The organism is Aeromonas sp. 55A (assembly GCF_051919665.1).
GTDB classification, from domain to species: Bacteria; Pseudomonadota; Gammaproteobacteria; order Enterobacterales; family Aeromonadaceae; genus Aeromonas; species Aeromonas veronii.
This window is the reverse complement of the sequence record NZ_JBQBEH010000008.1, coordinates 4,075,678-4,102,640: the sequence shown is the minus strand read 5'-3', so window position 1 is coordinate 4,102,640 and position 26,963 is coordinate 4,075,678. Positions and strand designations below refer to the sequence as shown.

The window sequence follows — 26,963 nt, the reverse complement described above, 5'->3', positions numbered from 1 at the left end:
TATGAACTTGAAACATTCTCTGTTAGCCATTGCCATGTCTACCGTTTTTGTCAGCCAGGTCCAGGCAGCCGATGCCGCCAAGCAGGCTGTGGTCGACTCCCTCGCCAACAACCTGGTGGTCAAGTATGAAGTGGTCACCAACGACGGTGCAGGTGCCGGCCTCGATTGCCAGGCGCTGGGTTCCGAGTGGGCGAGCTGTGGCGTTGCCAAGCTGCACCTGACCAATACCGGTGCGGACGTCACCTCCAAAGACTGGAGCATCTACGTCTCCTCCATCCGTCGTATCCAGCGTGTGGATAACGACCAGTTCACCATCACTCACCTGACCGGCGATCTCTATCGTTTGACGCCAACCGAGAAGTTCCAGGGCTTTGCCAAGGATGCTACGGTCGAAGTGCCGCTGGTGGTGGAATACTGGGTACTGTTCGAATCTGACATCATGCCGAACTGGTATGTCGCCAGCGAAGGTGCCGAGCCGAAAGTACTGGCCAGCATGAGCAACATCAATGATGCCAGCACCTACGAGAAGCCGATGCCGGCTGATGGCTGGAAGCGTACCAAGGATGACAAGAACATCCTGATGAACAGCGAGACCCGTTTCGCGGCCAACCAGACCAGCACCCTGCTGCCGGCTGGCAAGATTGACAACCAGATCCTGCCGACCCCGATGAAGCAGGTAGTCAAAGCTGGCCCGCAGGTTGACTTCTCCACCATCAAACTCAATGCCCTGGACTTGCCGAGCGATCGCGCCGAGGCCCTGAAGGCTCAACTGACCAAGCTGGGTGTTACCCTCTCCGACACCGGCTACCCGGTGACCATCAAGCTCGGCAGCAAGCTCAAGCAGGCTGAAGGCTATGACATGACCATCGGTCAGAAGGGCACAGTGATCCAGGGTCGCGACATCGATGGCGCCTTCTGGGGGGCACAATCCCTGATCTCCCTGCTGGGTGTTGATGACAAGCTGGTGAGCCCGATGACCGTCGAGGATGCGCCGCGCTTTGAATACCGTGGCATGCAGACCGACGTGGCCCGCCACTTCCGCAGTCTGGATACCATGAAGAAGCTGGTTGACCAGATGTCTGCCATGAAGCTCAACGTGCTGCACCTTGGCCTGACCAACGATGAAGGCTGGCGTCTGGAGATCCCGGGTCTGCCGGAGCTGACCCAGGTCGGTAGCAAGCGTTGCCACGACGAGTCCGAAACCAAGTGCCTGATGCCGCAACTGGGTTCCGGCCCGACCAGCGACAACCAGGGTTCCGGTTTCTACAGCAAGTCTGACTACGTGGATCTGGTGCGTTATGCCAAGGCCCGCGGTGTGACCGTGATCCCCGAGATCAACATGCCGGCCCACGCCCGTGCTGCCGTGGTATCCATGGAAGCGCGCTACAAGCGTCTGATGGCGGAAGGCAAAGAAGCGGAAGCCAACCAGTTCCGTCTGACTGATCCGGCTGACACCTCCAACGTCACCTCGGTCCAGTTCTACGACAAGATGTCCTTCATCAACCCTTGCCAGCCGGGTGCTGCCACCTTCGTGGCCAAGGTAATGGATGAAGTTGCCCAGATGCACCAGGCCGCCGGTCAGCCGCTGACCGCATGGCACTACGGTGGTGATGAGGCGAAGAACATCATGCAGGGCGGTGGCTATCAGGATCCGGCCGTCACCAAGAAAGAAGAGCTGGTCGCCTGGAAAGGCAACGTCGACTCCAGCAAGCAGGACAAGCCGTTTGGCAAGTCCCCGATGTGCCAGAAGATGATCGACGAAGGCAAGATCAAGGAAGTGGGCGAGCTGCCGGTTTACTTCGCCAAGGAAGTGGGCCAGATGGTCAAAGACCGCGGCTTCTCTACCCTGCAGGCGTGGGAAGATGGTCTGAAGTACGCCAGCGGTGCCAAGGACTTCGCCACCGACAACACCCGTGTCAACTTCTGGGAAACCCTCTACTGGGGTGGCTTCAATGAAGCGATGAAGTGGGCTCACAAGGGTTACCAAGTTGTGCTGTCCAACCCGGATTACCTCTACTTCGACTTCCCGAACGAAGTACACCCGGCCGAGCGTGGCTACTACTGGGCTACCCGTTTCAACGACACTCGCAAGGTGTTTGCCTTCGCCCCGGAAAACCTGCCGCAGAACGCCGAGACCTCGGTTGACCGCGACGGCAACGCCTTCGTGGCCAAGGGTGACCAGGATCCGGTCAAGTTCAAGGGGATCTCCGGTCAGCAGTGGAGTGAAACCGTGCGTACCGATGCTCAGTACGAGTACATGGTCTACCCGCGTATCTTCTCCGTGGCCGAGCGTGCCTGGCACAAAGGTGGCTTCGAGCTGGATTACGTGAAGAACCGCGAGTTCTCCGGCGAGACCAAGTTCGTCAACAAGGCCACCCTCAACAAAGAGTGGAACCAGTTTGCCAACGTACTGGGTCAGCGCGTGCTGCCGAAACTGGATCAGGCCGGTGTTGAATACCGCCTCTCCGTACCGGGTGCCAAGGTAGTGAACGGTGTGCTGGAAGCGAACGTGGATCTGCCGGGTCTGCCCATCCAGTACAGCCTGGACGGTACCAACTGGAGTGCCTATGACGCCGCGGCCAAGCCGAGCGTGAATGGCAAGGTCTACCTGCGTACCACCAGCTTTGATGGCAAGCGCACCAGCCGCGTCACCGAACTGAACTGATAGCAGTCAACCGTTAACATGAGGTGGGTCGCAAGACCCGCCTTTCCCAAGGGCGATGGCGCATCGGGTTTGGGAAAGGTTGACTGTGCGTGTGAGCCTTTGTTGTGTGTAATTGTCTGTTTTGTGTTTTTCATCACTTTCAGCCCCGCCTCGTGCGGGGCTTTTTTATTCATTTGGGGTGCAATGTGCCAAGCCACGCCGTTTTTAGTGGCGCAATGGTCGGGAAATGGCCCGGAAGTGCCAAATTCAGGTTGAGACAGCGCCCGTAATAAGGGATCATACCCGGCTTGACGGCGGGGGGATGAGGGTGCCAGCCGGCACAACTTCCGCCAGTGACGCTTTTTTGAGGTGAGCCATGAGTCAGGCGAACAGCCCAACTAACTTTATTCGTCAGATCATTGATGAAGATCTGGCCAGCGGTAAGCACAGCAGAGTGCATACCCGTTTTCCGCCCGAGCCGAACGGTTATCTCCATATCGGCCACGCCAAATCCATCTGCCTGAACTTCGGCATCGCCCGCGACTATCAGGGCCAGTGCAACCTGCGTTTCGATGACACCAACCCGGTGAAGGAAGATATCGAGTACGTAGAGTCCATCAAGCAGGACGTACAGTGGCTCGGCTTCCAGTGGAACGGCGAGATCTGCTACTCCTCCGACTATTTCGACAAGCTGCACGGCTACGCCATCGAGCTGATTGAAAAGGGTCTGGCCTATGTGGACGAGCTGACGCCCGAGCAGATGCGTGAGTACCGTGGCACCCTGACCGAGCCGGGCAAGAATAGCCCGTTCCGCGATCGCAGCGTGGAAGAGAACCTGGCGCTGTTTGCCAAGATGAAGAACGGCGAGTTCGCCGAAGGCACCGCCTGCCTGCGCGCCAAGATCGACATGGCATCTCCCTTCATGGTGATGCGTGATCCGGTTATCTACCGCATCAAGTTTGCCCACCACCACCAGACCGGTGACAAGTGGTGCATCTACCCGATGTATGACTTCACCCACTGCATCTCGGACGCGCTGGAAGGGATCACCCACTCCATCTGTACTCTGGAGTTCCAGGACAACCGTCGTCTGTACGACTGGGTGCTGGACAACATCACCATCGACTGCCACCCCCGTCAGTACGAGTTCTCTCGTCTGAACCTCGAATACACCGTCATGTCCAAGCGCAAGCTGAACCTGCTGGTGACCGAGAAGCACGTCGATGGTTGGGATGACCCGCGCATGCTGACCGTCTCCGGTCTGCGTCGTCGTGGTTACACCCCGGCCTCCATCCGCGAGTTCTGCAAGCGCATCGGCGTCACCAAGCAGGACAACATCGTCGAGATGAGCATGCTGGAAGCCTGCATCCGCGAAGACCTCAACGAGCATGCGCCGCGCGCCATGGCCGTGCTGCATCCGGTGAAAGTGGTCATCGAGAACCTGGCTGCCGACGAAGTGCTGACAGCCCCGGCCCACCCGAGCAATGCCGAGATGGGTACCCGCGAGCTGAATTTCACCCGCGAGATCTTCATCGATGAAGCGGACTTCAAAGAAGAGGCGAACAAGCAGTTCAAGCGTCTGGTGCTGGGCAAGGAAGTGCGTCTGCGCAATGCCTATGTGATCAAGGCCGAGCGCATCGAGAAAGATGCCGATGGCAAGGTCACCTGCATCTACTGCTCCTACGACCCCGAGACTCTGGGCAAGGATCCGGCCGATGGCCGCAAGGTGAAAGGGGTGATCCACTGGGTCAGCGCCACTCACTCCCTGCCAGCGGAAGTGCGTCTTTACGACCGTCTGTTCAAGGTGCCGAACCCGGGCGCCGAGGATGACTTTGAAGCTGCGCTGAACCCGGAATCCCTGGTGATCATCGAGGGTGCCCGTGTCGAGGCTTCCCTGAAGAACGCCAAGCCGGAGCAGGCTTACCAGTTCGAGCGTGAAGGTTATTTCTGCGCCGACAACAAGCTCTCCAGCCCGGAGCATCTGGTGTTCAACCGCACCGTTGCCCTGCGCGACTCCTGGGGCAAAGTCGAAGGCTAAGCCGATGGGGCAGGGGAGACCCTGCCCTGTGTGCTGCCAACGGCCTGCGCCGGACAATAAAAAAGCCAGCATCAGCTGGCTTTTTTATTGTCCGTTATCTGCAAGTCGCGGGCGACTTATTCGTCGTGCTTGCACTCACCGGTAGCACAATGACCGTAGAGGTAGAGGCTGTGGTTGGTGAGACGGATATTGAATTTCTTGGCAATCTCGCGCTGACGCTGTTCGATCACTTCGTCGGAGAACTCAATCACCTTGCCGCAGTCCAGGCAAACCAGATGGTCGTGGTGCTCCTGAGTGGCCAGCTCGAATACCGACTTGCCACCTTCGAAGTGGTGACGGGTAACGATACCGGCATCATCAAACTGGTTGAGAACGCGATAGACGGTAGCGAGACCAATCTCTTCACCCAGGTCGATCAGTCGTTTATAGAGATCTTCGGCGCTGGTGTGCTGGCAGTCCGGCTGTTGCAGGATTTCCAGGATTTTGACCCGGGGCAAGGTGATCTTGAGCCCGGCCTTTTTTAACGCTTGGTTGTTGTCTGCCATATTCTACTTATTCGCATTCTCGAAGGTGGGGTTATTCTGATGGACTGCCGCAGGAATGGCAACCTTGAACTCGCTTGGCCTGTCATTATAGGTCGTAGCCTCCCTAAAAATAAACCCAGCAATTCAAGGGGTTTAGCCATAAATGGCCGGTTGGATTGAAATAATCAATCGTGTCGTCCGACTTGCTGGCATGGCAGATGTTGATAAGATGTAACTTTCACATTCTGGTCGGATGAGATCCATGGATTGGCTTTTTGACAATGCGGCCTGGGTGCGCCGCGCACTCAACGCCTGGCCCCCCTTCTGGGGCGCCGGTATCAAGATTGAGACCCTGAGCGATGACTTTCGCTACTGCCGGGTGACCCTGAAATCCCGCTGGTGGAACAAGAATGCCAACCGCACCCAGTTTGGCGGCAGCATGTTTGCCATGACGGACCCCATCTATCCGCTGATGCTGATGGGCTACTTCAAGAATCGCTACTACGTCTGGGACAAGGCGGGCAGCATCAACTACATCAAGCCGGGCAAGGGCAAGCTGGTGGCCGAGTTCAACCTGACCGAGGGCAAGCTGGCCGAAATCGTGGCGGCGACTGAAGGTGGCAACAAGCACTTCCCCGAATTCGAGGTGACGGTACAAGACAAGAGCGGCGAGCTGGTGGCGCAGGTCAAGCGCACCCTCTATGTGCGGGCCAAACCGGAGCACAGAGGTGAATAACAGGGAAGAATAAAGGCAGGCATCGCAACAAGCAGATACAACAAGGGCCCCGTCGGGGCCCTTGTTGTCAGAGGTATGAGGGGAGGCGGATTACTCCAGCTCGCCCAGGCACATCTCTTCGTGCAGCTGCTTGCACCAGCCCTTGACGCGCTCGGCGGTCAGCTCCGGCTGGCGATCTTCATCGATACCCAGACCGACAAAGTGCTTGTCATCGACCAGTGCCTTGGAGGCTTCGAACTCGTAGCCAGCAGTCGGCCAGTGACCGATGATGATGGCGCCTTTGGCTTCGACGATGTCGCGCAGGGTGCCCATGGCGTCGAGGAAGTACTCGGAATAGTCTTCCTGATCACCGCAACCGAAGATGGCGACCAGCTTGTTGGTGAAGTCGATTTCGCCCAGATCGGGGAAGAAGTCGTCCCAGTCGGCCTGGGCTTCGCCGTAGTACCAAGTCGGGATGCCGAACATCAGCAGATCAAAGCTCTCGATGTCGGCCTTGCTGCTCTTGGCGATGTCACGGACTTCAATCAGGTTTTTGCCCAGCTCTTTCTGGATCATCTTGGCGACAGCTTCGGTGTTACCGGTATCGCTGCCAAAAAACAGACCTACACTTGCCATAGTGTTTAGTTACCCGTATTTGGTGTTAATGCTCAACGCTCAGACTGCAATGTCCACCGCAAAGGCGGACTCAATCTGTTGTTTCAGGATAGATTGGATCAGCTCGGCTCGGCTGATGTTCTGTTGTAACGCAAGTTGGTTCAGGCGCTCCAGCAACTCGGCCTCCACCTTTAACTCTACCCGCTTCAGCCCATTTTCCCGATCGCGCTTAAGCTGGTTACGCTTGTTGATCTTGAGCTGGGTCTCGCGGGGGAGTGGATTGGTCTTTGGCCTGCCGGGGCGCTTCTCATTTGCGAACAGATCCAGTGTTGTTCGATCAGTTTGCTGTTTGGCCATACATCACAGATGAAAATAAGTTAGCCGAGTCCTGAGCCTTCCCAGCCCAGTTCGATCAGCCCCTTGGCGACAAAACCCGCACAACCCAGAAACAGTACCAACCAGACGATAAAACGACCGAAACGGGGCACGTTGCCGCGCTTGAGCACGTCCTGAATGGCCAGGCCAATCAATATGAAAATGGCCACAAAGAATAACTTGAGGCCCAAACTTTCGATCAGGTCGATATGTTCACTTAGCATGGATTGCGCACACTCCTTATGACCGGCGCACTATATCACAAAGGATTTGAAACTGTTAACCGCCTGTCGACAGGAAATCCACAACCAATTTGTTGAACAGAGCCGGTTTTTCCGCATGCAGCCAGTGGCCGGTACCCGCGATGACACGCACCTTTGCCGCCGGGAATTGGGCCAGTGCCGTCTCGCTGTATTGGGGCTGCATATAGTCAGAATCCCCCCCTTTGATAAAGAGCACCTGCCCCTCGAAGCGATGCTCATCCTCTGGCCAGCCCATGATGTTGGCGTAGTTTTGCTCAAGGGCGGGCACATTGAAGCGCCAACCCCAGCCATGCTCGCCTCTGGCGAACGATTTGAGCAGGAACTGGCGCACCCCGGCGAGCTCAATATGCTGCGCCAGCATGGCTTCCGCTTCACTGCGGCTTTGCGGCGGCGTATGCAGGGTGGCGTTGAGTCCGGCGAACACATTCTGGTGGCGGGAATGGGGATAGGCGACTGGCGCCATGTCGGCCACTACCAGCTTGGTCACCCGCTCAGGCGCCAGCTTGGCGACCTGCATCGCCACCTTGCCTCCCATCGAGTGGCCAATCAGGGTCGCTTTGGCAATATTCAGCCGATCCATCAGGGTCAGGATATCGGCTGCCTGGGCCGGATAGCTCATCTCGCTGCTATGAAAGGAGGCGCCGTGGTTGCGCAGATCGACGCTGACCACCCGATAGTGTTCGCCGAGGGCACGGGCCAGCAGGCCGAGGTTGTCGAGGCTGCCAAACAGGCCGTGGATCAGAATGACCGCCGGGCCCTGACCCTGTTCCTTGAAGTTCAATATGCTGTTTTGTTGCAAAATGACACCTTGTCGGTCGTGGGTGCGTATCGCTGTTTTATTTAACGCACTGGAAAGAAAAGGATTTCGTCCAATGGATTGGGATTTTATGTGGTTTTTTTTCTAAAAAATCCTGTCCGGATCGGCTATCAGTGCGGCTGATCACACACTTGGCCCGCTATTATGCCGTATTCTCGATGAGATTCATGTACATCTGCCAGCCCCTTGCTTGGGCTGTCGGGTTTGCCTATGTATAATCGCCGCATCCGAATTTCGACGAGTCCAGCGCATCCCTATGAAAACCATCGAGCTTGATGACGATCTCTACTTCTATATCGCCAGCCAGACCCGGCACATTGGTGAGAGTGCCTCCGATATTCTGCGCCGTCTGCTGGAACAGCCTGCTAACCAAGGTGTGCCGGTTGCCGAGCCCGTTGCCGTCGCGCAGCCCAGTACGGTAGCCACCCAACAAGGGCTGCAAGCCCTGCTCGATTCCGGTGAGCTGCAAAAAGAAGAGAAGTCCATCAACCGCTTTATGCTGGTGCTCAGTACCCTCTACCGGGATAACCCGGAAGGCTTTACCCAGGCCACCGAAATCAAGGGGCGCAAGCGCGTCTATTTCTCGCAGGATCCCGAGGCTCTGCGTGCCAGCGGTAGCACCACCAAGCCCAAGCCGGTACCGGAGACCCCGTTCTGGGTGATCACCAACACCAACACCAGCCGCAAGCAGAACATGGTGGCCCAGCTGATGGCCAGCATGGGCTATGGCGAAGAGGTGGTCGCGCAGGTGTGTGGCGCAATTTAACGATTCTTCAAGACTCAGGCCTTGCCCGGCAAGGCCGCCATTACGCAAGGAAAACGCCATGGCTCAGCATTCCCACGCCGGTCAACCGGCCCGTTTAAGCGATCTGACCAACATCCCCCGTCTGGTCAGCGCCTACTACCTCAACAAGCCGGACATGAGCCGCCCCGAGCAGCGAGTTGCCTTCGGTACCTCCGGCCACCGCGGCAGCGCCCTGCACAGCGCCTTTACCGAATCCCATATTCTGGCGGTGACCCAGGCCCTGGTGGAGTATCGCCAGCAGGCCGGTATCACTGGCCCGCTGTTTGTCGGCATGGATACCCACGCCCTGTCCGAATCCGCCTTTGCCAGCGCCGTCGAAGTGCTGGCGGCCAACGGCGTTGAAACTCGCATTCAAGCCGGTATGGGCTTTACCCCGACTCCGGTCATCTCCCACGCCATCCTGCGCCACAATGCAGGCAAGCCTGCAGCGCGCGCCGACGGCGTGGTGATCACTCCGTCCCACAACCCGCCGGAAGATGGTGGCTTCAAGTACAACCCGCCCCACGGTGGTCCCGCCGAAGGGGAGATCACCAAGTGGGTGGAGGATCGTGCCAACGCCATTCTGGAAGCGGGTCTGGCCGGTGTGAAGCGGATGCCGTTCGCCGAGGCGCTCAAGAGCCCGTTCGTGGTCGAGCACGACTATGTCACCCCTTATGTGGATGATCTGAAGAACGTGCTGGATATGGATGCCATCAAGAACGCAGGCATCAAGATCGGTGTCGATCCGCTGGGCGGCTCCGGCGTTGCCTATTGGGACGTTATCGCCAAGACCTACGGCCTGAACATCGAGGTGGTGAACTACAAGGTCGACCCGACCTTCTCCTTCATGACCCTGGATAAAGATGGCAAGATCCGGATGGACTGCTCCAGCCCGTTCGCCATGGCGAGCCTGATTGCCCTCAAAGACAAGTTCGACATCGCCCTTGGCAACGACCCTGACTACGACCGTCACGGTATCGTCACCAAGTCCGGCCTGATGAACCCGAACCACTATCTGGCGGTGGCAATCCAGTATCTGTTTACCCATCGCACCGGCTGGTCTGCCGATGCAGCCGTTGGCAAGACGCTGGTCTCCTCTTCCATGATTGACCGGGTTGCCGGTGAGATTGGCCGCACCCTGAAAGAGGTGCCGGTCGGCTTCAAGTGGTTCGTGGATGGCCTCTACAGCGGCGAGTTCGGCTTTGGCGGCGAGGAGAGCGCGGGCGCCTCCTTCCTGCGCAAAGATGGCACCGTCTGGACCACCGACAAGGATGGTTTCATTCTGGCGCTGCTGGCTGCGGAAATTCTGGCGGTGACCGGCAAGGATCCGCAGGCCCACTACGACGCACTGGAAGCCAAGTTTGGCCGCTCCAGCTATCGCCGTATCGACGCCCCGGCCAACAGCGCCCAGAAAGCGGTGCTCTCCAAGCTGGATCCGGCACTGGTAGAAGCCTCCACCCTGGCGGGTGAGCCCATCATCGCCAAGCTGACCAAGGCGCCGGGCAACGATGCCGCCATCGGCGGTCTCAAGGTAGTGACCGAGAACGGCTGGTTCGCGGCGCGCCCCTCCGGCACCGAGTCCATCTACAAGATCTACATGGAGAGCTTCAAGGGCGACGCGCACCTCGACCTCATCCAGCAAGAGGCCCAGCAGATCGTCTCCGCGGCACTGGCCAAGGCAGGCGTCTAAATCAGGTAGCCATCCTTGAGCCCCTGATGGGGTGGAACGTTGGATATAACAAAGGAGCCATAATGGCTCCTTTTTCATTGTCTGTTTTATGCCAGCGAGTTGTCAGCGCGCCGCCTTCACCGCCAGCCCCAACTGCCATACCGCCATGGCGTAGTGGGTGCTGTGGTTATAGCGGGTGATGGTGTAGAAGTTGGGCAGACCGTACCAGTATTGGTAGCCGGTGCCCACATCGAGGCGCAGCAGGCTCGCTTCGCTGTGGTTGCCGAGGGTGCTGGTGGGGGTGAGCCCTGCGCGGCGCAGGGTAGCGACCGGGTAGCGGGTCTGGAAGCCGTGCTCATAGCCGGGCAGCTGGCCCTGACCACGCACCGCCACCGGTTGCCCTTTCTCCCAGCCATGGGCCTTGAAGTAGTTGGCGACGCTGCCGATGGCATCCACCGGATCCCACAGGTTGGTGTGGCCGTTGCCGTCAAAGTCCACCGCATAGCGCTGGAAGCTGGAGGGCATAAACTGGCCGTAGCCCATGGCGCCCGCATAGGAGCCCTTGGGTTCGGTGGGATCCATCCCTTCATCGCGGGTCATCACCAGGAAGGCTTCCAATTCGCTGGTGAAGAACTCGGCGCGGCGCGGGTAATCAAACGCCAGGGTGGCCAGCGCATCCAGAATGCGGGTCTTGCCCATCACCCGGCCCCAGCGGGTCTCGACCCCGATAATGCCGACGATGATCTCCGGCGGCACCCCGTAGATCTGCTCCGCCCGGTTCAGCTCGCTTGCGTATTCACGCCAGAAGTTGACGCCGTTCTGTACGTTGTCCGGGGTGATGAACTTGGCGCGATAACGGTTCCAGGCACCGGTCGGGCCAGTGGGCTTGGCGGTGGTCGGCGCCTGGGCATCCATCAGGCGGATGATCCAGTCGTAACGCTCTGCCTGTGCCAGCACCTGATGCAGTTGGGCATTGTCAAAACCGTGCTTCTCGACCATCTTCTGGACGAACCGGTCCACGTTGGGGCGGTTGGCGAAGTCCCCCTTGCTAACCCCTTGTGTATAAACGGGTTTGCTCGATGGCGCCTGATTGATAAAGGCGCTCTTGGGCTGGGGGACGACAACGGGCTTTGGCGCTGGGGCGCTGCTGCAGCCACCGAGCAGGGGGAATAACGACAGAGTGAGAAGAGAGGCAAGGCGACGCATAGGGTTCTCAAAGAGACTGATAAAAGTGTCGTCATGGTAAAACATTGCCATCTCCGTGCAAGTGTTCCGTGCGCCTTGTTTGCCGCCAATTCATCGTGCGATGGATTAGCCCTTCTGTGAGGGCTGTGCTGTTTCGCGCTTGGGGTGACGTAGCGTGTGGTAGCCGCTCCAGAGCCGGGTCAGGGTGGTGATGGCGCAGAGCAGGGCAAAGCCGTAGGCGAGCGGGGCGAAGGCGGCGGGCCAAAGGCACATCAGCACAAAGAGGGCAATGGTCTCGCTCCCCTCGGTGAGGCCGCCCAGATAGTAGAGGGATTTGTGGTGGTAGACCGGATTGTCGATGCCCCGCTTGCCCGCCATGATGGCAAACGCCAGAAAGCTCGACCCTGTGCCCATAAAGGCAAACAGCAGGGTGGCGGCGGGTAGCGCATTGGCGGGGGCGGCGAGGGCAAAGCCCAGCACCACGGCGGCGTAGAAAATAAAGTCGAGCGTGATGTCGAGAAAGCCGCCGCAGTCGGTGATGCCGGTTTCCCGCGCCACGGCGCCGTCGAGCCCGTCCAACAAACGGTTAAGAAGGATCGCTGCAAGCGCCCATTGATAGCAGCCAAAGGCCAGCAGCGGCAGCGCCAGCATGCCGATGGCAAAGCCGGTGAGGCTTATCTGGTTGGCGCTGATCCCGGCGTGGCAGAGCGGTTTGGCGAGCCGGGTGAGGGGGCTGCGGATCACAGGGATCAGGTGGCGGTCAAACAAGGTGAACTCCTCGGTTAAAAACAGGATTCGGTGAGATTGAGTATGGTGCCCGGCGCATCCTCTTCGTCGTGGGTCACCAGGATGGCGGGGATGGCCAGCGCCTTGATCTGCGCGAACACCAGTTCGCGAAAGGCGGCCCGCAGCGGCTTGTCGAGGCGGGAGAAGGGCTCGTCCAGCAGCAGGGTGTCGGGTTCGGCCAACAGTGCCCGCAGCAGACTGACCCGCGCTCGCTGACCCCCTGACAGCAGCTGCGGCAGCTTGTCAGCCTGATCCGCCAGCGCGACCTGCGTTAACGCTGTCAGTGCCTTTTCCCGCCGCGCACGTTTTCCCTTGATGGTCGCTGGCATGCCGAACATCAGGTTCTCCACCACCGTCAGATGGTCAAACAGCAGATCATCCTGAAACAGCATGCCGATGCGCCGTGCCTGCGGTGGCAAGGCGTTGAGTGGCCGCTCGCCGAGCCTTACCTCCCCCTCCAGCCGGATCGGGCCGCTATCTGTCTGCGCGCTCGGTAGTACTCCAGCCAGCCCCGCTAGCAGGGAGCTTTTACCGCAGCCGCTTGGGCCCATCAGGGTCAATACCTCGCCGGGGGCCACTTGCAGGGCGGGCAGCGAAAGCAGCAGATTTTCATCAAGGTAAAGCCGAAGAGGCGTGGTGCTCAGCATATGGCTGTTTCCATCGTGAGAGTTCATCGTGAGCCGCCCCCCTTGAGCGCCGGATTGATCCGCGCTGGCAGCCAGAGCGCCAGCAAATAGATAACGAGTGGCAGCAGCAGTTGCAGCAGGCCGTAGAGCCCCGCCAGCCGCCGGTTGAGGCCGCTGCCGATGGCCACTGCTTCCGTGGTGATGGTGACCACTCTGCCAGCACCAAAGAGCAGGGTCGGCAGATACTGGGCCAAACTCACCGCCGCCCCGACGCTGAAGGCAAACAGCAGCGGGCGCGCCAGCAGCGGCGCTTTCACTTGCCACCAGGCTCGCCATGGCGTTGCCCCCAGCAGCAGGGCGCTCTGGGTGATCCGTGGATCGAACTGGCGATAGGGGCCGTGCAGGCACAAATAGACATAGGGAAAGACAAACAACAGCTGGCTCCAGAGCACCCATCCCCAGCCAATGCCGCTGCTTATCGAGTCATGTGCAAGCCAGTCTAGCCCGAGCCGGATGCCAAACAGCAGGCTCGCTTGCGGCAGCAACAGCGGCAAGCAGATAAGCCAGAGCGGCCAGGGGCGGCGGCCGGCTTGCGCCTCCAGACTCAGCACCGCCATCACCAGTGCCAGCAAGCCGCTCGCCAGTGCCAGCAGTGCGCTGGTTGCCAGCAGCGGCAGCAGGGTTGGCAGCAGATCCAGCCAGTAGTGACTACTCCACTGGCTGGGCCAGAGGGAGGGAAAGGGCCAACGGCGCGCCAGTGACCAGAGCAGCAGGGCCGCCAGCACCGCCAGATTAAGGGTGATCAGAGTGAGTGCAGAGCCTGCTGCGAGCCGGTTGGCAAAGGAGTGGGACGCAGCCCGTTTGCCATCGAGCCAGCAGCCTTTGCCCATCTCTTGATGAAGCCACTCCAGTAATCTGAGCAGGGCGATCAGCAGCGCCGTGATGACGAGCAGCAGCAGGGCGCCGCTGGCGGTGGCGCCGCGCCAGAGCAGATCCGGGTCCTGATACCAGAGCCACAACCGCACCGCCAGCGGGGCGGGGGTGTCAGGCCCGAGCAGTTGGGCCAGATCCACCACCGCCACTCCATAGGCTGCCACCGCATAGATGGGCAGGCGCAGGGCGGGCCAGAGGGCGGGCAGCAGCAGGCGCCACCAGATCTGTGGGGCGCTAAAGCCAAGGCTTGCCCCCAGCCACTGCTGGCGTGCCAGCAAGATGGGCTGTTGTGCGGCCATCGCCATCAGCAGCAAAAAGGGGGTCTCCTTGAAAACGAGCAGTGCAATCAGCCCGAGCCCCCAAGGGTCGCGGATGGTCTGCCAATCGGGGGGGAGATCAAACCCCGTCAGAGCTGGCGAGATGAGCCGCAGCAGCCAACCGGAGGGGGCGAGCAAAAAGGCAAAACCGATGGCAAAGGCGACGTGGGGCATGGCCAGCATGGGCGAGAGCAGGCGGCGGAGCAGCCCGAAAGCCCGGCTGTCGCTGTGGGCCAGCAGCAAGGAGGTCAACAGCAGGCTGCCGAGGGTGGAGGCGGCGCCAATCCACAGGCTCAGCGCAGCGGAGTGCCACAGGCCTGGCTGGGCCAGCAGCAAGGCGAGATGAGAGGCGGCCATCCCCTCCGCCAGCAGTTGCCACAGCCCCGCCAGCAATGGGATGACGAAGAGTGCCAGATAAATGACCGCCATCCCCGTACTCATAGTGGGGTGGCGTGTCAACTGGCGCCACGGTCGGGAGCGGGAAAGCGGGTGACCAGCGGCACTCATCAGTGACCGTAACGCTCGGCCCAGGCCGCTTCCAGCTTGAGCTGCCAGCTGGGGTGAGGCTCGGCCACCGCTTTGAAGCGCAGTGCCGGTTGCCCCTTGGCGGGGTCAGGCAGGGCATCGGCCCGCAGCACGCTGGGATCACCCCAGAAGGCCGGATTGGCCTTGCGCGCCTGCGCCGCCGGGCTCAGCAGGAAGTTGGCCACCACCTTGGCACCCGCACGGGCACTGGCGTTAAAGGGGATGGCGAGAAAATGGCTGTTGGTGAGCGCCCCTTTCTCCATGGCTACCGCTTCCACGCTGGGGGGCAGGGCGCCAATCTGGGCGGCGCTCTGCGCCTCCTGCGGATTGAAGCTGATGGCCATGGCCAGTTCGCCATCATCGAGTAACTGGCGGGTTTCGGCGGCGCTGGTGGGGAACAGTTTGCCCTTGCGCCAGAGTGCCGGATGCAGCTCATCGAGCCAGGCCCAGAGCGGGGCGGTGAGTTGGGCAAAATCGCTCTCGGTCGCCTCCCGATAGAGGGGGGCGGGGTTTGGCGTCAACTCCAGCAGGATCTGCTTGAGAAAACTGGAGCCATGGAACTGGGGCGGCTTGGGATAGGTGAAGCGACCGGGATGGGCCTTGACCCACGCCAGCAGGGCTGCAGCCGAGGTGGGCGGGCTGGCGACCTCTTCGGTATCGACCATCAGATTGAGCTGGCCGATGCCCCAGGGGGCTTCCAGCCCTTCCACCGGCAGGGTGAAGTCCTCACTCACCGGCAGAGTGCTATCTACATGCGCCATGTTGGGCAGCTCGGCGGTAAAGGGAGCGCCGAGCAGCCCCTGCTCCTTGAGCGCTTTGAAGTTCTCGCCGTTGACCCAGAGCAGGTCGATGGGGCCGCCAGCTTGTTTGCCCGCCTGCTTGTTGGCCAGCAACTGGCTGACGCTCTGGGCGATGTCATCCACCTTCACCTGCACCAGCTTGACCTGATAGTCGCGCGCCAGCTCCTGCCCGGCCCACACCAGATAGGCGTTGATCTCCGGGCTGCCGCCCCAGGCGTTGAAGTAGACGGTCTGCCCCTTCGCCTCCTCAAGGGTCTGTTGCCAGTTGTCGTCAGGAGTGGCTAACAGCGGGCCGCTGGCCAGCAGTGGCAGGGCGCACAGCAGGGCGTTTAGCCGCTGTTTGAGCCGAGAGTTGAGGTGTGAGCCGAGCAGTGAGAATGGCTTGAGCATAAACGTTTCCCTGATTGTCAGGCGCCACGGCGCCAGCGGTGATAACGGGCCAGCAACGCCAGCACCCGGGTGGGCTGGTGGGCCCGTTTCCATTCACCCGCCACATATTTGTTCCCCTCCATCAGGGTGGGATAGGCGTGAATGGTGCCGAGGATCTTGCCAAGGCCGAGGCGGTGACGCATGGCGAGCACGAACTCGGCGATCCGTTCACCGGCGTGAGTGCCCACTATGGTGGCGCCAAGGATAGTATCCTTGCCCGGGACGGTCAGCACCTCGACAAAACCCTGGCGCTCCCCATCGGCAATGGCTCTGTCCAGCTCGGCCAGCTCGAAGCGGGTCGCCTCGAAGGGAATGCCTTGCGCCTCGGCCTCCTTGCGATTGAGGCCGACCCGGGCAATCTCCGGCGTGGTGTAGGTGGCCGCCGGAATAACCCGATAGTCGGCCCGAAAGCGCTTGAACTGGCCAAACAGGGCATTTACTGCCGCATACCAGGCCTGATGGGCGGCAAAGTGGGTGAACTGGTAAGGGCCCGCTACGTCTCCCACCGCCAGTATGCTGGGGAAGTTGGTGGCAAGGAAGCCATCGACTGCGATGGTGCTGCGGGGGGCAAGCTCGACTCCCAACTCCTCGAGCCCGAAGCCGCTCACATTGGCGACCCGACCCAGTGCCAGCAGCAGTTGATCCCCTTCCACCACTTGTGTCTCATCGCCCCGGCGCAGTTGCAGCCGGATGGGGAGATCCCCATCGGCTGCGGGCAGATAGTCGGCTCGTTCGGCGCGCCAGCCGGTGAGTAGCTGCACGCCATCGCGGCTCATCTGCCCGGCCAGGGCGTCGGCTACCTCTCTCTCTTCGCGGGGCAGCAGTTGCTCCGAGAGTTCCACCAAGGTCACGGGAATGCCGAGCAGGGCGAAGCTCTGGGCCAGCTCGCAGCCGATGGGGCCGCCGCCCAGCACCAGCAGGCGGCGCGGCGGGGTGCGCAACTGCCAGAGGCTATCCGAGGTGAGGTAAGGCACCTGATCCAGCCCCGGCAGCTTGGGCACCAGCGGCCGGGCGCCGGTGGCGATAACGATATGGCGGCTGGCGAGGCGCTGGCCGTTAACCTCCACCTCCCAGGGAGAGACCAGCCGCGCCTCTCCTTCGATGCACTCCACTCCAAGCCCCTGATAGCGTTCGATGGAGTCGTGGGGCGCGACCTCCTTGATCACCTCAGCCACCCGCTCCATCACGGCGGCAAAATCGGCGCGGGAGTGGCTTTGGCTAAAGCCCAGCTCGTCGGCCTTGCGCTGCTCTGCGGCAAAGCGGGCGCTGCGGATCAATGCCTTGGAGGGGACACAGCCGCTGTTGAGGCAATCGCCCCCCATCTTGTGCTTCTCGATGAGCGCCACCTTGGCCTTCACCGCTGCCGCGATATAGCTGGTGACCAACCCACCTGCACCTGCACCGATCACCAGCAGGTTGTAGTCATAGCGAGCGGGTTTACAGTAAGGGGCGAGCAGGCGCCGTTGGGCGAGGTGTGTGGTTAATTTCTTGACCAGCCAGGGCATCAGCCCCAGCAGGGTCAGCGCGACCATCAGTCCGGGGGAGAGGATATTGCCGGTGCTGGTCAACTGGCCAAGCTCGCTGCCCGCCAGCACATAGACGAAGGTGCCGGGCAGCATGCCAAGCTGGCTGACCCAGTAGTAGGTGCTGACTCTGATGGGGGTGAGCCCCATCAGCAGATTGACCAGAAAGAAGGGGAAGATGGGGATGAGGCGCAGGCTCAGCAGATAGAAGGCCCCTTCCTTCGCCATGCCGGACTGAAAGGTGGCCAGCTTGTCGCCAAAGCGGGCGGTGACCCAGTCACGCAGCAGAAAACGGGCGCTGAGAAAGGCCAGGGTTGCGCCTATGGTGCTGGCGAAGGAGACCAGCAGCAGCCCCCAGGCGACGCCGAACACAGCGCTGCCACCCAGGGTGAGCAGGCTGGCGCCGGGCAGGGAGAGGGCGGTGCTTAGCACATAGATAAGCACGAACAGCAGGCTGGCCGAGACAAAGTGGCTGTCGACCCATTGCGCCACTGCCGCCTGCTGGGCCTGCAAGGCGTCCAGGCTGAGGTAACGACCAAGATCGAGGGCAAAAAAGGTGCCGATAAGGCTCCCCATCACCAGTGCAAGCAGCAGGCGGGTCCGGTTCATCAGGCGTCCTTGCTGTCGGGCTGGGCAGGACGTTCCGGTTGCACCGGCAGCTGGCAGAAGCCCTGCGGCGCGATATCGAGGGCGGCGTTGAACTTGGCCGACATGTTCTGGAATGCGATAAGGCCGGTCAGCTCCACCATGGCATCGTCGTCTAACCAGGGCTTGAGGCGGGCCGCCTGTTCATCGCTCACCCCATCGAGGCCAGTCATCGCTTCTGTGTAGTCGAGCACCGCTTTTTCCCGCTCGTCAAACAAGGGGCTTTCGCGCCAGTTGGCCAGCGCCTCCACCTTCTCGCTTGAACCTGCTCTCTTTACCAGGGTCATGGCGTTGATGTCGACGCAAAAACGACACCAGTTGAGCTGGGAGACCCGCACCGTCACCAGCGAGCGCAGCACGGGATCGATGGGGGAGCGCTTGCGGTTGATGACCCCGTAGAGGGTGGCGACGGCGGCAAAGAGACGCGGCGAGCGGCCCCAGCATTTGCCCGGAATAAGCACCTGACCATAGTTGCGTTTTTGCAGCCAGAAAAAGGGGCGGATAAACCAGGCATATTCCCGGTCGGGTTTGACCTCAACGCGCATCAGTTACCTTCTTGTTGTTTCACTCTTACGGTTTCAAGTTGGGTTTGTAGGCCTGACCGAGGCGCTCGTTCAGGCGGGTCAGGAAATCCTCGATCCGCGCCCGGTTGGTGCCCAGATCGCTTTGCCCCTGACGGGAGGCTGATCGCATATCGATGCGGGTCTCTTTGGGGCCAGCAAAGACCCGCAGCGCCACATCATCCTGAAAGCCGAACCAGCCGGTGGTAACCACCGCATCCAGACCATCCGGGCTGGGTCGTACCTGCCAGCCCAGCTCCTGCATCAGTTCGCTGGCTTCAATCAACACTTCGGCAGGAGAGGCCCTGGTAAAGAGAGGACCGGGTTTTGCCTCAACTGCTTTCAGCGGAGCGCTATTTATTGGCAGATCCTGCGCCGTTCTGAGCTCTGCCGCCCAGCGTAGCTGGGGGGGATTGTAGGGATCTGTGCTCACATCGTTGCTCAGCGGCATGCGTAGCGCCTGTGCCACAAATGTCAGGGGTAGCAGTAGCGGCAAGGCGCCAAGGCCGCTGGCGTAGCGGTTACGGCTCCAGGGCAGTCGTACCAGCAAGATCAGGGAGACAAGGGCTCCGATGAGACAGATCGCAAAACCGATCCACCATGGCCAGAGATGAAGGCGGCTGCCGAGGGCGCCAGCGAGCGGGAGTAACCAGGCCAGCAGGGGCCACAAGCAAGAGCGGGGCATAGCACGGGATCCATCGTCGAATGTGGACAATGCCGAGAAGGATAAACTTAATTGCCTGATAACGTTAGTAAATTGATGAGAGTTTGGCGTGGTTTTGGCCAGTTTTGCGAGGAAGATGCAGAGGTCGGTGAAGCCCGCCTGACGGGAGCTTCACCGAGAAGATGGTCAGTTGCGATGACTTAGTTGCGATAGAGCACTTTGATCAGGTGAAAGCCGAACTTGGTGCGCACCGGCCCCAGCACCTTGAGCAGTTCGCCCTTGAAGACGGCATCGTCGAAGGGCTTGACCATATCCCCTTTATTGAACTCCCCCAGATCGCCGCTGCGTTTTGCAGAAGCGCAGGTAGAGAAGCGCTTGGCCATCTGGCCGAAGTCGGCTCCCTTCTCGATCTTCTCCTTGATCTCCAGACACTGTTTTTCGGTCTTGACCAAAATGTGCTGGGCACAGGCTTTTTTCATCGGGGCGCTCCTGGGAGTGATGGCGAAGGTTGTTAACGCCAAGGGTGGTGGCAAATCGGGGCGCAAGAGTACCCCAATTTGCCACCGGCGTCAGCCATCACAGCCCGCCCTTTATCGGTCGTATTATTGGCGAGCGCGGGTGGCCTGCATGGCGCGGGGACGCGCTTGCCAGATGATCTCCAGCCCGAGCAGGGCGTAGAGGCTCCAGATGGCCAGCGGATTGAGCCACTCACCCCCCAGTTGCAGGGTCATCAGGGCGCAACCTGCCAGCAGCAAGGTGATGCCCGGCAGCCGCCAGTGGACGGGCAGGGGGGCCAGCATCGCCATCGCCAGCAGAATGCCGAGGCCAAACGGCAGGTTCAGGGCAGTAAAGGCCAACGCCTGTTGACCACTCATGCCAGTCAGCAGGGCCAGCAGGGCGCTGCAACAGGCGAGAAAGGTGATGAACTCGAGACGATCGGCAATATAGTCAGCCATCTGTTCGCTACGTGCATGCATGATGTGTCTCCTTCAGTTGATGGTTCAAGTGTGAGGGAGGGACGTTCGCAAAGGCAGCGGGATAATTCGATTGCGCTGAACGAGCAATTCTTAATCACCCGCTACGGCGGGCTTTGGCGTGTGCCGGGCCTGTTAAACGGTGAGGGGGGGGTGATGCCGACAAACTCTGTCGTGGTGGGTTTCTGGTGGTAAAGAGAGAGGGGGAGAGGTGATAAATGGTGCCTGATGGTGGGGTGAGCCTTGTTCAGGGCAGGTCAATTCGCTTCCATCGGGAAAGCGGGCGGCGTCATTGTCACCAAAATGTGTGATTTGTGGTCAACCTCTTAAAAGATATGGTGAATTTGCCAATGGAGCTGCGCTGTCGCTGGCGGATGCCTATGTTAGGATAAGGTTCGCCATTTTTCTGGCGCGCATTTTTGTGTCACGGCCATGTACGGCATGGCGTGCTGCGCCGCATTCGGGGTTGGCCCGAAAGGGCGCTGGTTTCCTTCACCACAGATTCAGGAATATTGACCTTTGACAGGATGCATTTCATCCCTGCTGGCAGGGTGTTCACTGTCCGACCCTGCGTTTCGCCGCGGCCTGCGGGTACTGGGGGTGGGCCTGTTGCTGTCGCTGCTGGCTTCGCCCGCGTTTGCCGCCAAGCTCACCTATCAGGTCAAGGGGTTGAAAGGGGAGAACAAGGATAACGTTGAAGCCTACCTCAATGCCCTGCCGGTCTATCAGGAGCGGCAATACCGCCCGGCCCGCGCAAAAATTACCGAGAGCGTGCAAAAGGCGCTGCAGGTTTATGGCTACTACCAGCCGAAAATCACCCTGAGTCGCGACAAGAAAACCCCGTCCAAAGTGGTGATTGAGGTGGACAAGGGGGAGCCGGTCATCGTCTCCCGCCTCGATATTCTGCTGGAGGGGGATGCGGGCAGTGACGAGCTCTACAGCGCCCTGCTGGACAAGTTGCCCCTCAAAGAGGGCGAGCCCCTCAACCACGCCAAATATGAATCCATCAAGGCCGATCTGGGCAGCCTCGGGCTGGCCCGCGGTTACTTTGATGCCAAGCTGAGCAAGAGTCAGGTCAAGGTGTTCCCGGACAAGGGGACGGCGGAGATCTTTATTCTGTTCGAATCGGGCCATCGCTACCGTTTTGGCGAGATCCGCTACGATGCCACCCCCGAAGCGCTTCACCTTATTCGCCCGCTTATCAACATCAAGAGCGGCGATCCCTATCTTGCCATCCGTCTGGCCGAGATGTCGCAGGATGTCTCCTCCACCAAGCTGTTCCGTCAGGTCGATATCAAGCCGGTATTGAGCGAGGCGAGCAACTATCGGGTGCCCATCGCGGTGACGCTGGATAACCGGGTCGATCACGAAATCGAGACCGGTATCGGTTATGCCACCGACGTAGGGCCGCGGATGAGTGCCACCTGGGAGAAGCCCTGGGTCAACCGCTACGGCCACCGCCTGTTTGCCACCGCCAAGGTGTCGGCGCCGGAGGCCGAGCTCAGCTTCGACTATCAGATCCCGGTGGGCAACCCGCTGCGGGACTACTACTCCATCCAGACCGGCTACCAGTACAAGGACAACAACGATACCCGCTCCGATCTCACTACCATCGGTGTGCACCGCTGGACGCGGCGGCCGGAGAGCTGGGATCGGGACGTCTTTATCCGCCTGGAGAACGAGATCTATACCCAGGGCGCCGACGAGGGGAACAGCTTGCTGCTGATCCCCGGGGTCTCCTGGTCCCGACTGCGGGTGCGCGGCACCCTGGTGCCCGATTGGGGGGATCGCCAGCAGCTGACGCTGGAGTTCTCCGATCCCAGATGGGGTTCCGACATCAGCTTTATGCGGGTGTGGGGGCGCAGCAAGTGGCTGCGTACCCTCGGCGATAACCACAGATTCCTGATGCGGGCAGAGCAGGGGGCCATTATAGGTGACAGCTTCTCGCTGGTGCCGCCGTCTTTGCGCTTCTTTACCGGTGGCGATCAGACAGTGCGCGGCTTTGGTTACGAGAGCATCTCCCCCACCGGGCCGGATGGCAAGCTGACCGGTGGCCGCTACACCAGCGTGGCCAGTCTGGAATACAACTACCGCTTCAGCGAGAAGTGGCTGGGGGCCATGTTTGTGGATGGCGGTACCTCCACCACCGATTACAGCGAGCCCTGGAAAATAGGTACCGGCGTCGGTGTGCGCTGGGTCACCCCCATCGGTCAGGTCAGGCTGGATCTGGCGGTCGGGGTATCGGAGGAGGACAAGCCCTTGCGGCTGCATTTCGCATTGGGGCCTGAATTATGATGTTGTCTAAACGCTTTTTTCTTTGGCCGCTGCGGCTGTATCTTGCGCGGGGGTCTGCATTGTGATCTGGCTAAAACGCATCTTTCTCTGGCTGATGGGGCTGGTGTTCCTGCTGCTCATCGGCGTCAGCCTGCTGGGCTTTACCCATCAGGGCAACAAGTGGTTGTGGCAACAGGCCAAGGGGGCGCTGCCTTCCCTCAAGGGGGAGCTGGTTGCCGGTCAGCTTGGCTATGGCTGGACCCTGGAAGGGGCCGGCTGGCAGGATGAGCTGGTGGATGTAACGGTGGATCGCGCCGTGCTCGACTGGGATCTGGGCAAGTTGCTGCAGGGCAAGCTCTGGATAAAATCCCTGGCGGTGACCCATCCGGTGGTCAAGGTAGCCGACTCCGAACCTGCGCCGGAAGAGCCGTCGGAGCCTTTTGTCTGGCATCCGCTCCCCCTCAAAATTCAGGTCGACAGCCTCAAGGTGGCCGATCTCGATCTGGCGGTGCCCGGTGTGGCTGTGACCTTGGGGTCCCTCGATATCGGCGCCACCCTCAACCGCAAGGGGCTGATTGTACGCGGCCCGGTGCTCGATAACCTGACGGTGACGCTGGATGACGCGGCACCCGCCAGCGCAGCCAAATCCGCCAAGCAGCCGGCCGCTAACGAGAAGCAAGCCGGTGCTGCGGTGGCGCGCAACGACAAGGCCAGCGCCGAGACAGCCAAACAGGGCAAAGGGGCGCCAGCTGCGAACACGGCAAAGGCAGCCCCCATTCTCCTGCCCGCCATTCACCTTCCTTTCCCCATCCAGCTGGAAGGGGTCAGCGCGACCCGGGTGCAATATAAGCAGGGCGAGCTGATTGAAGGGCTCGACAAGCTTCTGCTGTCGGCCACTGCTGCCGACGATCGCATCGAGGTGCGCGAGCTCTCGCTGCGCCACGCCATGGCCGATCTGGCGCTCAAGGGGCACATCCAGCTCAGTGACGACTACCCGCTGGCGGTGACCCTGGATGCCAAGGCCCGCAAAGCGCTGCTGGATGGCGAGCTGCAGGGTGAGCAGGCCACGCTGGCGCTGAGCGGTTCGGTCGGCAAGCTGGGGTTGGCGTTGTCGGCCAAAGGGCCGGTCGCCGCCAGTCTCAAGGGCTCGCTAGCCGCCCTCGACCCGGATCTCCCTTTTGATGTGGCCCTCGACTGGAAGAGCCTCGGCTGGCCTCTTCACAAGCCAGCCAAAGATGAGCCGAGCTATCGGCTGGACAAAGGGAGCCTGACCGCCAAGGGCAAGCTCTCCGGCTACCAGTTTGCCCTCAATACCTCCGGCAAGGGGACCGATGTCCCCCCCTTCAAGCTTGCGCTGGAGGGCAAGGGGGATCTGGAGCGGCTCAGCAAGATCGCCTTGCAGCTCAACGCTCTCAAGGGGGAGCTCAAGCTCGATGGCAAGCTGGCATGGAACAAGGGGATTGAGTGGCAGGGGACCACCCTGTTCAAGGGGATCAATCCGGCCGAGCTGCTGCCCGAGCTGAAAGGGACGCTGGCCGGTGAGCTGGAGAGCCGTTTCGTGATGAACGAAGCGGGCCACTGGGAGCTGAAACTGCCCAAGCTCAAGGTGGATGGCAAACTCAACCAGTACCCGCTGGCCCTCAAGGGGGAGCTTAGCGGCAACGACAAGATGGAGTGGCTGATCCCGGCGCTCTCGCTGCAAAGTGGCCCCAACCAGTTGCAGGCCAAGGGCAGTATCAGCAGCGCCCAGTGGAAGCTCGATGCCAACCTGCAGGCTCCCCAGCTGGGGGGCATCTATCCCGGCCTGAAAGGGGATATCAAGGGACAGGTGAAGGTCAGTGGCAATCAGCAGACGCCAAAAATCGATGCGGATCTGGCCTCCGACCGGCTCTACTATGCCGGCACCGACCTGAAGGGTATTAGCCTCAAGGGCAATGCGGTGATCGGCGCCAAACCGGCCGGTGAGCTCGCGTTGTTGGTGGCGCAGCTGAAACAGGGCGAAACCAAGCTCAGCCAGCTGGCCCTGAACCTCAGCGGCGATATCAGTCAGCATCTGTTGACCCTGACCATGAAGGGTGACCCTGTTGCGGCCAACCTCAAACTGGGTGGCGGCGTGCGCGGGGATCACTGGCGCGGGGCGCTTTCCGAGTTGCGGCTGAAAACCCCGCTGCGCCGTTGGGACTTGAGCTCCCCCTGGGCGCTGGATCTCGATCTGCCGCGTCAGCGGCTGGCGATGGGGGATCTCTGCCTCGGCTCCCAGGGGGCCAGCCTCTGCGTCAAGGGGAGTCAGGTTTCCGCTGCCCAGGGGACTCTGGAGTTTGCCCTGAGCGAGTTTGATCTCAAGCGGCTGCGCCCCTGGTTGCCGGACAACTTCCGCTGGCAGGCGATGCTCTCCGCCGATGGCCGCGCCAGCTGGCGTGGCAATCAGCCGACCCTGCATGCGGTGGTGCGCACCACGCCGGGCACTTTTGTGGCTGATGGTCTCAAGACTGATTATCAGCAGCTGGCCCTGGCCCTGGATTTCGAGCGGCAGCAGGCGGCCATTCGCCTCGATTTTGCCTCCAAACAGATCGGCAATATCGATACCGATCTGCTGATCAAGGAGCCCGCCGGTCGCGGTCTGCTCGGTGGTCAGCTCAAGTTTGACGATCTCAAGCTCAATACCTTCGCGCCGCTCATCCCTGAGGTGCGCTCCCTGCAAGGGATCATCTCCGCCGATGCCCGCTTCGACGGCACCCTGGCGGCGCCCCTGCTGTTTGGCCAGCTCAACCTGCGTGACGGTGAAGTGCAGACTCACTCCGATATGGTGACCCTGACCAAGCTGGTGACCCGCCTCAAGATCGAGGGCAACCGCGCCGAGCTCGATGGCTCCATGCTGGTGGGCAAGGGGCCGCTGGCACTGGGCGGCTGGCTCAGCTGGGCCAAGATGCCGGTCAGCGGCAGCCTCACCATTCAGGGCAAGGATCTGGAGGCGCAATATCCGGGCATGGGCCGGGTCAGAGTCTCGCCCGATATCGCGGTGTCGCTGGGTGAGGAGACCCGCATTACCGGTCAGGTGGATATTCCCTGGGCGCGCATTCTGGTCAAGAGCCTGCCGGATTCGGCGGTGGCGGTCTCAGATGATGTGACTGTGGTCTATGACGATCTGCCCCCTGCTCCCAAGCAGGCCAGCCTGCCGCTGGCGATGAAGGTGGCGATCCGCCTTGGCAACGATGTGAAGCTCGATGCCATGGGGCTGAAGACCGATGTCTCCGGTGGCCTCAATATCCGTCAGGATCCCGAGAAACCGCTGGCAGGCAACGGCCAGCTGGTGCTGACCAACGGCCGCTTCAAGGCTTACGGTCAGAACCTCATCATCAAGGAGGGGCGGATCCTCTTCTCCGGTCCGCTGGATCGGCCCTTCCTCAACATCGAGGCTAACCGGGATCCCGATACCATCGAAGATCAGGTGACGGTTGGGGTGCGGGTGACCGGCCCTGCCAGCAAGCCTGAGATCACTGTCTACTCCGAGCCGCAGATGGCGCAGTCGGAACAACTCTCCTATCTGCTGCGCGGCAAAGGGTTGCAGACCGGCGGTGAGGATGGCGGTTTCAACGGTCTGCTGGTGGCCGGAGCGGTGAGCCAGGCCAACGGTGTGGTGTCGAGTATCGGCGAGTCGCTGGGGATGAGCGATGTCTCCCTCGATACCGCGGGCAGTGGCGACAACACTCAGGTGACGCTGTCGGCCTATCTGCTGCCGGGCTTGCAGTTCCAGTACGGGGTCGGAGTCTTCAGCCCCATCGCCGAATTCAAGCTGCGCTACGAGGTATTGCCACGGCTCTATTTGCAGGCGATGAGCGGGGTGGCTCAGGCGGTCGATATCTTCTATCGCTTCACCCTGTAACGCTTCACTCTGTAACAAGGCAGAGATGAGAGTAAACGGGAGGCGCAGGCCTCCCGTTTTTTATTGCGCAATCGGCCGCGGGCAAGCCGTGATAAAGGTTGGCAGTGCAGAGGGAGAATGAATTGCAGCGGACTATAAATGCGAAAACCCGGCGCTAGGCCGGGTTTTCTGAATGATGGTGGAGGGAGAAGGATTCGAACCTTCGAAGGCAGAGCCGTCAGATTTACAGTCTGATCCCTTTGGCCGCTCGGGAACCCCTCCACGGGGTATTGCTTTCAAATTGTCGCACTTGAAATGGTGGAGGGAGAAGGATTCGAACCTTCGAAGGCAGAGCCGTCAGATTTACAGTCTGATCCCTTTGGCCGCTCGGGAACCCCTCCACAAGTGCGAGGCGC

Annotated in this window: 22 protein-coding genes and 2 tRNA genes; 7 read left to right on the top strand and 17 right to left on the bottom strand. The window is 60.7% G+C overall.

Annotation, left to right across the window (positions count from 1 at the left end; genetic code table 11):
* The first annotated feature begins 1 nt into the window (after position 1).
* Both ACTG2G_RS22790 and glnS read left to right on the top strand, forming a co-directional pair.
* Positions 2-2,665: a beta-N-acetylhexosaminidase gene (locus ACTG2G_RS22790; protein ID WP_421386317.1), complete on the top strand. Its 2,664-nt coding sequence runs from the start codon at positions 2-4 to the stop codon at positions 2,663-2,665.
* A gap of 355 nt (positions 2,666-3,020) precedes the next feature.
* On the top strand, positions 3,021-4,682 hold the full coding sequence (gene glnS / locus ACTG2G_RS22785) for a glutamine--tRNA ligase (RefSeq protein WP_421386318.1): 1,662 nt from the start codon (positions 3,021-3,023) through the stop codon (positions 4,680-4,682).
* Between the two features lie 116 nt (positions 4,683-4,798).
* Here the strand turns inward: glnS and fur are convergent, their stop codons facing one another.
* Positions 4,799-5,227, bottom strand: a complete 429-nt coding sequence (gene fur, locus ACTG2G_RS22780) for a ferric iron uptake transcriptional regulator (protein ID WP_005334301.1) — start codon at positions 5,225-5,227, stop codon at positions 4,799-4,801.
* Between the two features lie 241 nt (positions 5,228-5,468).
* Here fur and ACTG2G_RS22775 point away from each other — a divergent pair, with 241 nt between their 5' ends.
* On the top strand, positions 5,469-5,942 hold the full coding sequence (locus tag ACTG2G_RS22775) for a DUF4442 domain-containing protein (RefSeq protein ID WP_005334300.1): 474 nt from the start codon (positions 5,469-5,471) through the stop codon (positions 5,940-5,942).
* A 90-nt stretch (positions 5,943-6,032) separates the two neighbouring features.
* Here ACTG2G_RS22775 and fldA read toward each other — a convergent pair whose 3' ends face one another.
* Genes fldA through ACTG2G_RS22755 form a run of 4 tightly spaced genes read right to left on the bottom strand, consistent with a single transcriptional unit; the run spans position 6,033 to position 7,973 of the window.
* Complete coding sequence (gene fldA, locus ACTG2G_RS22770; RefSeq protein WP_005334298.1) at positions 6,033-6,557, bottom strand: flavodoxin FldA; 525 nt, start codon at positions 6,555-6,557, stop codon at positions 6,033-6,035.
* A 39-nt stretch (positions 6,558-6,596) separates the two neighbouring features.
* Positions 6,597-6,893 carry a LexA regulated protein gene (gene ybfE / locus ACTG2G_RS22765; RefSeq protein ID WP_005334297.1) on the bottom strand — a complete coding sequence of 99 codons (297 nt, stop codon included), beginning with the start codon at positions 6,891-6,893 and terminating at the stop codon, positions 6,597-6,599.
* Between the two features lie 20 nt (positions 6,894-6,913).
* Entirely contained in the window at positions 6,914-7,135 is a 222-nt protein-coding gene (locus ACTG2G_RS22760; protein WP_005334296.1) for a DUF2788 domain-containing protein, read from the bottom strand.
* Positions 7,136-7,190: 55 nt separating this feature from the next.
* On the bottom strand, positions 7,191-7,973 hold the full coding sequence (locus ACTG2G_RS22755) for an alpha/beta fold hydrolase (RefSeq protein WP_421386319.1): 783 nt from the start codon (positions 7,971-7,973) through the stop codon (positions 7,191-7,193).
* 274 nt (positions 7,974-8,247) lie between these two features.
* On the opposite strand from ACTG2G_RS22755, the gene seqA reads away from it, so the two are divergent.
* Together seqA and pgm are read left to right on the top strand one after the other, a co-directional pair.
* Complete coding sequence (gene seqA / locus ACTG2G_RS22750) at positions 8,248-8,757, top strand: replication initiation negative regulator SeqA (protein ID WP_267528557.1); 510 nt, start codon at positions 8,248-8,250, stop codon at positions 8,755-8,757.
* 58 nt (positions 8,758-8,815) lie between these two features.
* Positions 8,816-10,465 carry a phosphoglucomutase (alpha-D-glucose-1,6-bisphosphate-dependent) gene (gene pgm / locus ACTG2G_RS22745; RefSeq protein ID WP_167564959.1) on the top strand — a complete coding sequence of 550 codons (1,650 nt, stop codon included), beginning with the start codon at positions 8,816-8,818 and terminating at the stop codon, positions 10,463-10,465.
* 102 nt (positions 10,466-10,567) lie between these two features.
* Here the strand turns inward: pgm and mltB are convergent, their stop codons facing one another.
* The 10 genes from mltB to ACTG2G_RS22695 all read right to left on the bottom strand — a co-directional run bounded on the left by mltB (position 10,568) and on the right by ACTG2G_RS22695 (position 20,414).
* Positions 10,568-11,650, bottom strand: a complete 1,083-nt coding sequence (gene mltB, locus ACTG2G_RS22740; protein WP_227340870.1) for a lytic murein transglycosylase B — start codon at positions 11,648-11,650, stop codon at positions 10,568-10,570.
* A gap of 105 nt (positions 11,651-11,755) precedes the next feature.
* The gene (locus ACTG2G_RS22735; RefSeq protein WP_421386320.1) at positions 11,756-12,397 is read right to left on the bottom strand and encodes a CDP-alcohol phosphatidyltransferase family protein; all 642 of its coding nucleotides are present in this window, start codon (positions 12,395-12,397) and stop codon (positions 11,756-11,758) included.
* Positions 12,398-12,411: 14 nt separating this feature from the next.
* Positions 12,412-13,062 (bottom strand): ATP-binding cassette domain-containing protein, encoded by a 651-nt coding sequence (locus tag ACTG2G_RS22730; RefSeq protein ID WP_429204175.1) that lies wholly within the window; start codon positions 13,060-13,062, stop codon positions 12,412-12,414.
* Between the two features lie 23 nt (positions 13,063-13,085).
* Positions 13,086-14,720 (bottom strand): ABC transporter permease, encoded by a 1,635-nt coding sequence (locus ACTG2G_RS22725; RefSeq protein WP_421386322.1) that lies wholly within the window; start codon positions 14,718-14,720, stop codon positions 13,086-13,088.
* A gap of 77 nt (positions 14,721-14,797) precedes the next feature.
* Complete coding sequence (locus ACTG2G_RS22720) at positions 14,798-16,006, bottom strand: ABC transporter substrate-binding protein (RefSeq protein WP_421386323.1); 1,209 nt, start codon at positions 16,004-16,006, stop codon at positions 14,798-14,800.
* Between the two features lie 17 nt (positions 16,007-16,023).
* Complete coding sequence (locus ACTG2G_RS22715; RefSeq protein WP_429204177.1) at positions 16,024-18,177, bottom strand: FAD-dependent oxidoreductase; 2,154 nt, start codon at positions 18,175-18,177, stop codon at positions 16,024-16,026.
* Complete coding sequence (locus ACTG2G_RS22710; protein WP_421386325.1) at positions 18,177-18,758, bottom strand: carboxymuconolactone decarboxylase family protein; 582 nt, start codon at positions 18,756-18,758, stop codon at positions 18,177-18,179. The genes ACTG2G_RS22715 and ACTG2G_RS22710 overlap by 1 nt, the downstream gene beginning before the upstream one ends.
* Positions 18,759-18,783: 25 nt before the next feature.
* Positions 18,784-19,458, bottom strand: a complete 675-nt coding sequence (locus ACTG2G_RS22705) for a DUF1499 domain-containing protein (RefSeq protein ID WP_421307771.1) — start codon at positions 19,456-19,458, stop codon at positions 18,784-18,786.
* A 179-nt stretch (positions 19,459-19,637) separates the two neighbouring features.
* Positions 19,638-19,916, bottom strand: a complete 279-nt coding sequence (locus tag ACTG2G_RS22700) for a peptidylprolyl isomerase (RefSeq protein WP_005334269.1) — start codon at positions 19,914-19,916, stop codon at positions 19,638-19,640.
* A 123-nt stretch (positions 19,917-20,039) separates the two neighbouring features.
* A complete protein-coding gene (locus ACTG2G_RS22695) occupies positions 20,040-20,414 on the bottom strand; it encodes a hypothetical protein (protein ID WP_421386326.1) in 375 nt (124 codons plus the stop codon).
* A gap of 516 nt (positions 20,415-20,930) precedes the next feature.
* Here ACTG2G_RS22695 and tamA point away from each other — a divergent pair.
* Positions 20,931-22,706, top strand: a complete 1,776-nt coding sequence (tamA, locus tag ACTG2G_RS22690; protein ID WP_421386327.1) for an autotransporter assembly complex protein TamA — start codon at positions 20,931-20,933, stop codon at positions 22,704-22,706.
* A gap of 61 nt (positions 22,707-22,767) precedes the next feature.
* Positions 22,768-26,568, top strand: coding sequence for an autotransporter assembly complex protein TamB (gene tamB, locus ACTG2G_RS22685; protein WP_429204181.1), 3,801 nt, complete (start codon positions 22,768-22,770; stop codon positions 26,566-26,568).
* Positions 26,569-26,744: 176 nt separating this feature from the next.
* Here the strand turns inward: tamB and ACTG2G_RS22680 are convergent.
* Positions 26,745-26,829 (bottom strand) — tRNA-Tyr (locus tag ACTG2G_RS22680).
* Between the two features lie 34 nt (positions 26,830-26,863).
* Positions 26,864-26,948: transfer RNA gene (locus ACTG2G_RS22675), tRNA-Tyr, on the bottom strand.
* Positions 26,949-26,963: the final 15 nt, after the last annotated feature.

Excerpts from the sequence above, each read along its gene's own strand:
- ACTG2G_RS22790 (WP_421386317.1), top strand. The coding sequence starts at position 2 with ATGAACTTGAAACATTCTCTGTTAGCCATTGCCATGTCTACCGTTTTT.
- glnS (WP_421386318.1), top strand. The coding sequence starts at position 3,021 with ATGAGTCAGGCGAACAGCCCAACTAACTTTATTCGTCAGATCATTGAT.
- fur (WP_005334301.1), bottom strand. The coding sequence starts at position 5,227 with ATGGCAGACAACAACCAAGCGTTAAAAAAGGCCGGGCTCAAGATCACC.
- ACTG2G_RS22775 (WP_005334300.1), top strand. The coding sequence starts at position 5,469 with ATGGATTGGCTTTTTGACAATGCGGCCTGGGTGCGCCGCGCACTCAAC.
- fldA (WP_005334298.1), bottom strand. The coding sequence starts at position 6,557 with ATGGCAAGTGTAGGTCTGTTTTTTGGCAGCGATACCGGTAACACCGAA.
- ybfE (WP_005334297.1), bottom strand. The coding sequence starts at position 6,893 with ATGGCCAAACAGCAAACTGATCGAACAACACTGGATCTGTTCGCAAAT.
- ACTG2G_RS22760 (WP_005334296.1), bottom strand. The coding sequence starts at position 7,135 with ATGCTAAGTGAACATATCGACCTGATCGAAAGTTTGGGCCTCAAGTTA.
- seqA (WP_267528557.1), top strand. The coding sequence starts at position 8,248 with ATGAAAACCATCGAGCTTGATGACGATCTCTACTTCTATATCGCCAGC.
- pgm (WP_167564959.1), top strand. The coding sequence starts at position 8,816 with ATGGCTCAGCATTCCCACGCCGGTCAACCGGCCCGTTTAAGCGATCTG.
- mltB (WP_227340870.1), bottom strand. The coding sequence starts at position 11,650 with ATGCGTCGCCTTGCCTCTCTTCTCACTCTGTCGTTATTCCCCCTGCTC.
- ACTG2G_RS22730 (WP_429204175.1), bottom strand. The coding sequence starts at position 13,062 with ATGCTGAGCACCACGCCTCTTCGGCTTTACCTTGATGAAAATCTGCTG.
- ACTG2G_RS22725 (WP_421386322.1), bottom strand. The coding sequence starts at position 14,720 with ATGGCGGTCATTTATCTGGCACTCTTCGTCATCCCATTGCTGGCGGGG.
- ACTG2G_RS22720 (WP_421386323.1), bottom strand. The coding sequence starts at position 16,006 with ATGCTCAAGCCATTCTCACTGCTCGGCTCACACCTCAACTCTCGGCTC.
- ACTG2G_RS22715 (WP_429204177.1), bottom strand. The coding sequence starts at position 18,177 with ATGAACCGGACCCGCCTGCTGCTTGCACTGGTGATGGGGAGCCTTATC.
- ACTG2G_RS22710 (WP_421386325.1), bottom strand. The coding sequence starts at position 18,758 with ATGCGCGTTGAGGTCAAACCCGACCGGGAATATGCCTGGTTTATCCGC.
- ACTG2G_RS22705 (WP_421307771.1), bottom strand. The coding sequence starts at position 19,458 with ATGCCCCGCTCTTGCTTGTGGCCCCTGCTGGCCTGGTTACTCCCGCTC.
- ACTG2G_RS22700 (WP_005334269.1), bottom strand. The coding sequence starts at position 19,916 with ATGAAAAAAGCCTGTGCCCAGCACATTTTGGTCAAGACCGAAAAACAG.
- ACTG2G_RS22695 (WP_421386326.1), bottom strand. The coding sequence starts at position 20,414 with ATGCATGCACGTAGCGAACAGATGGCTGACTATATTGCCGATCGTCTC.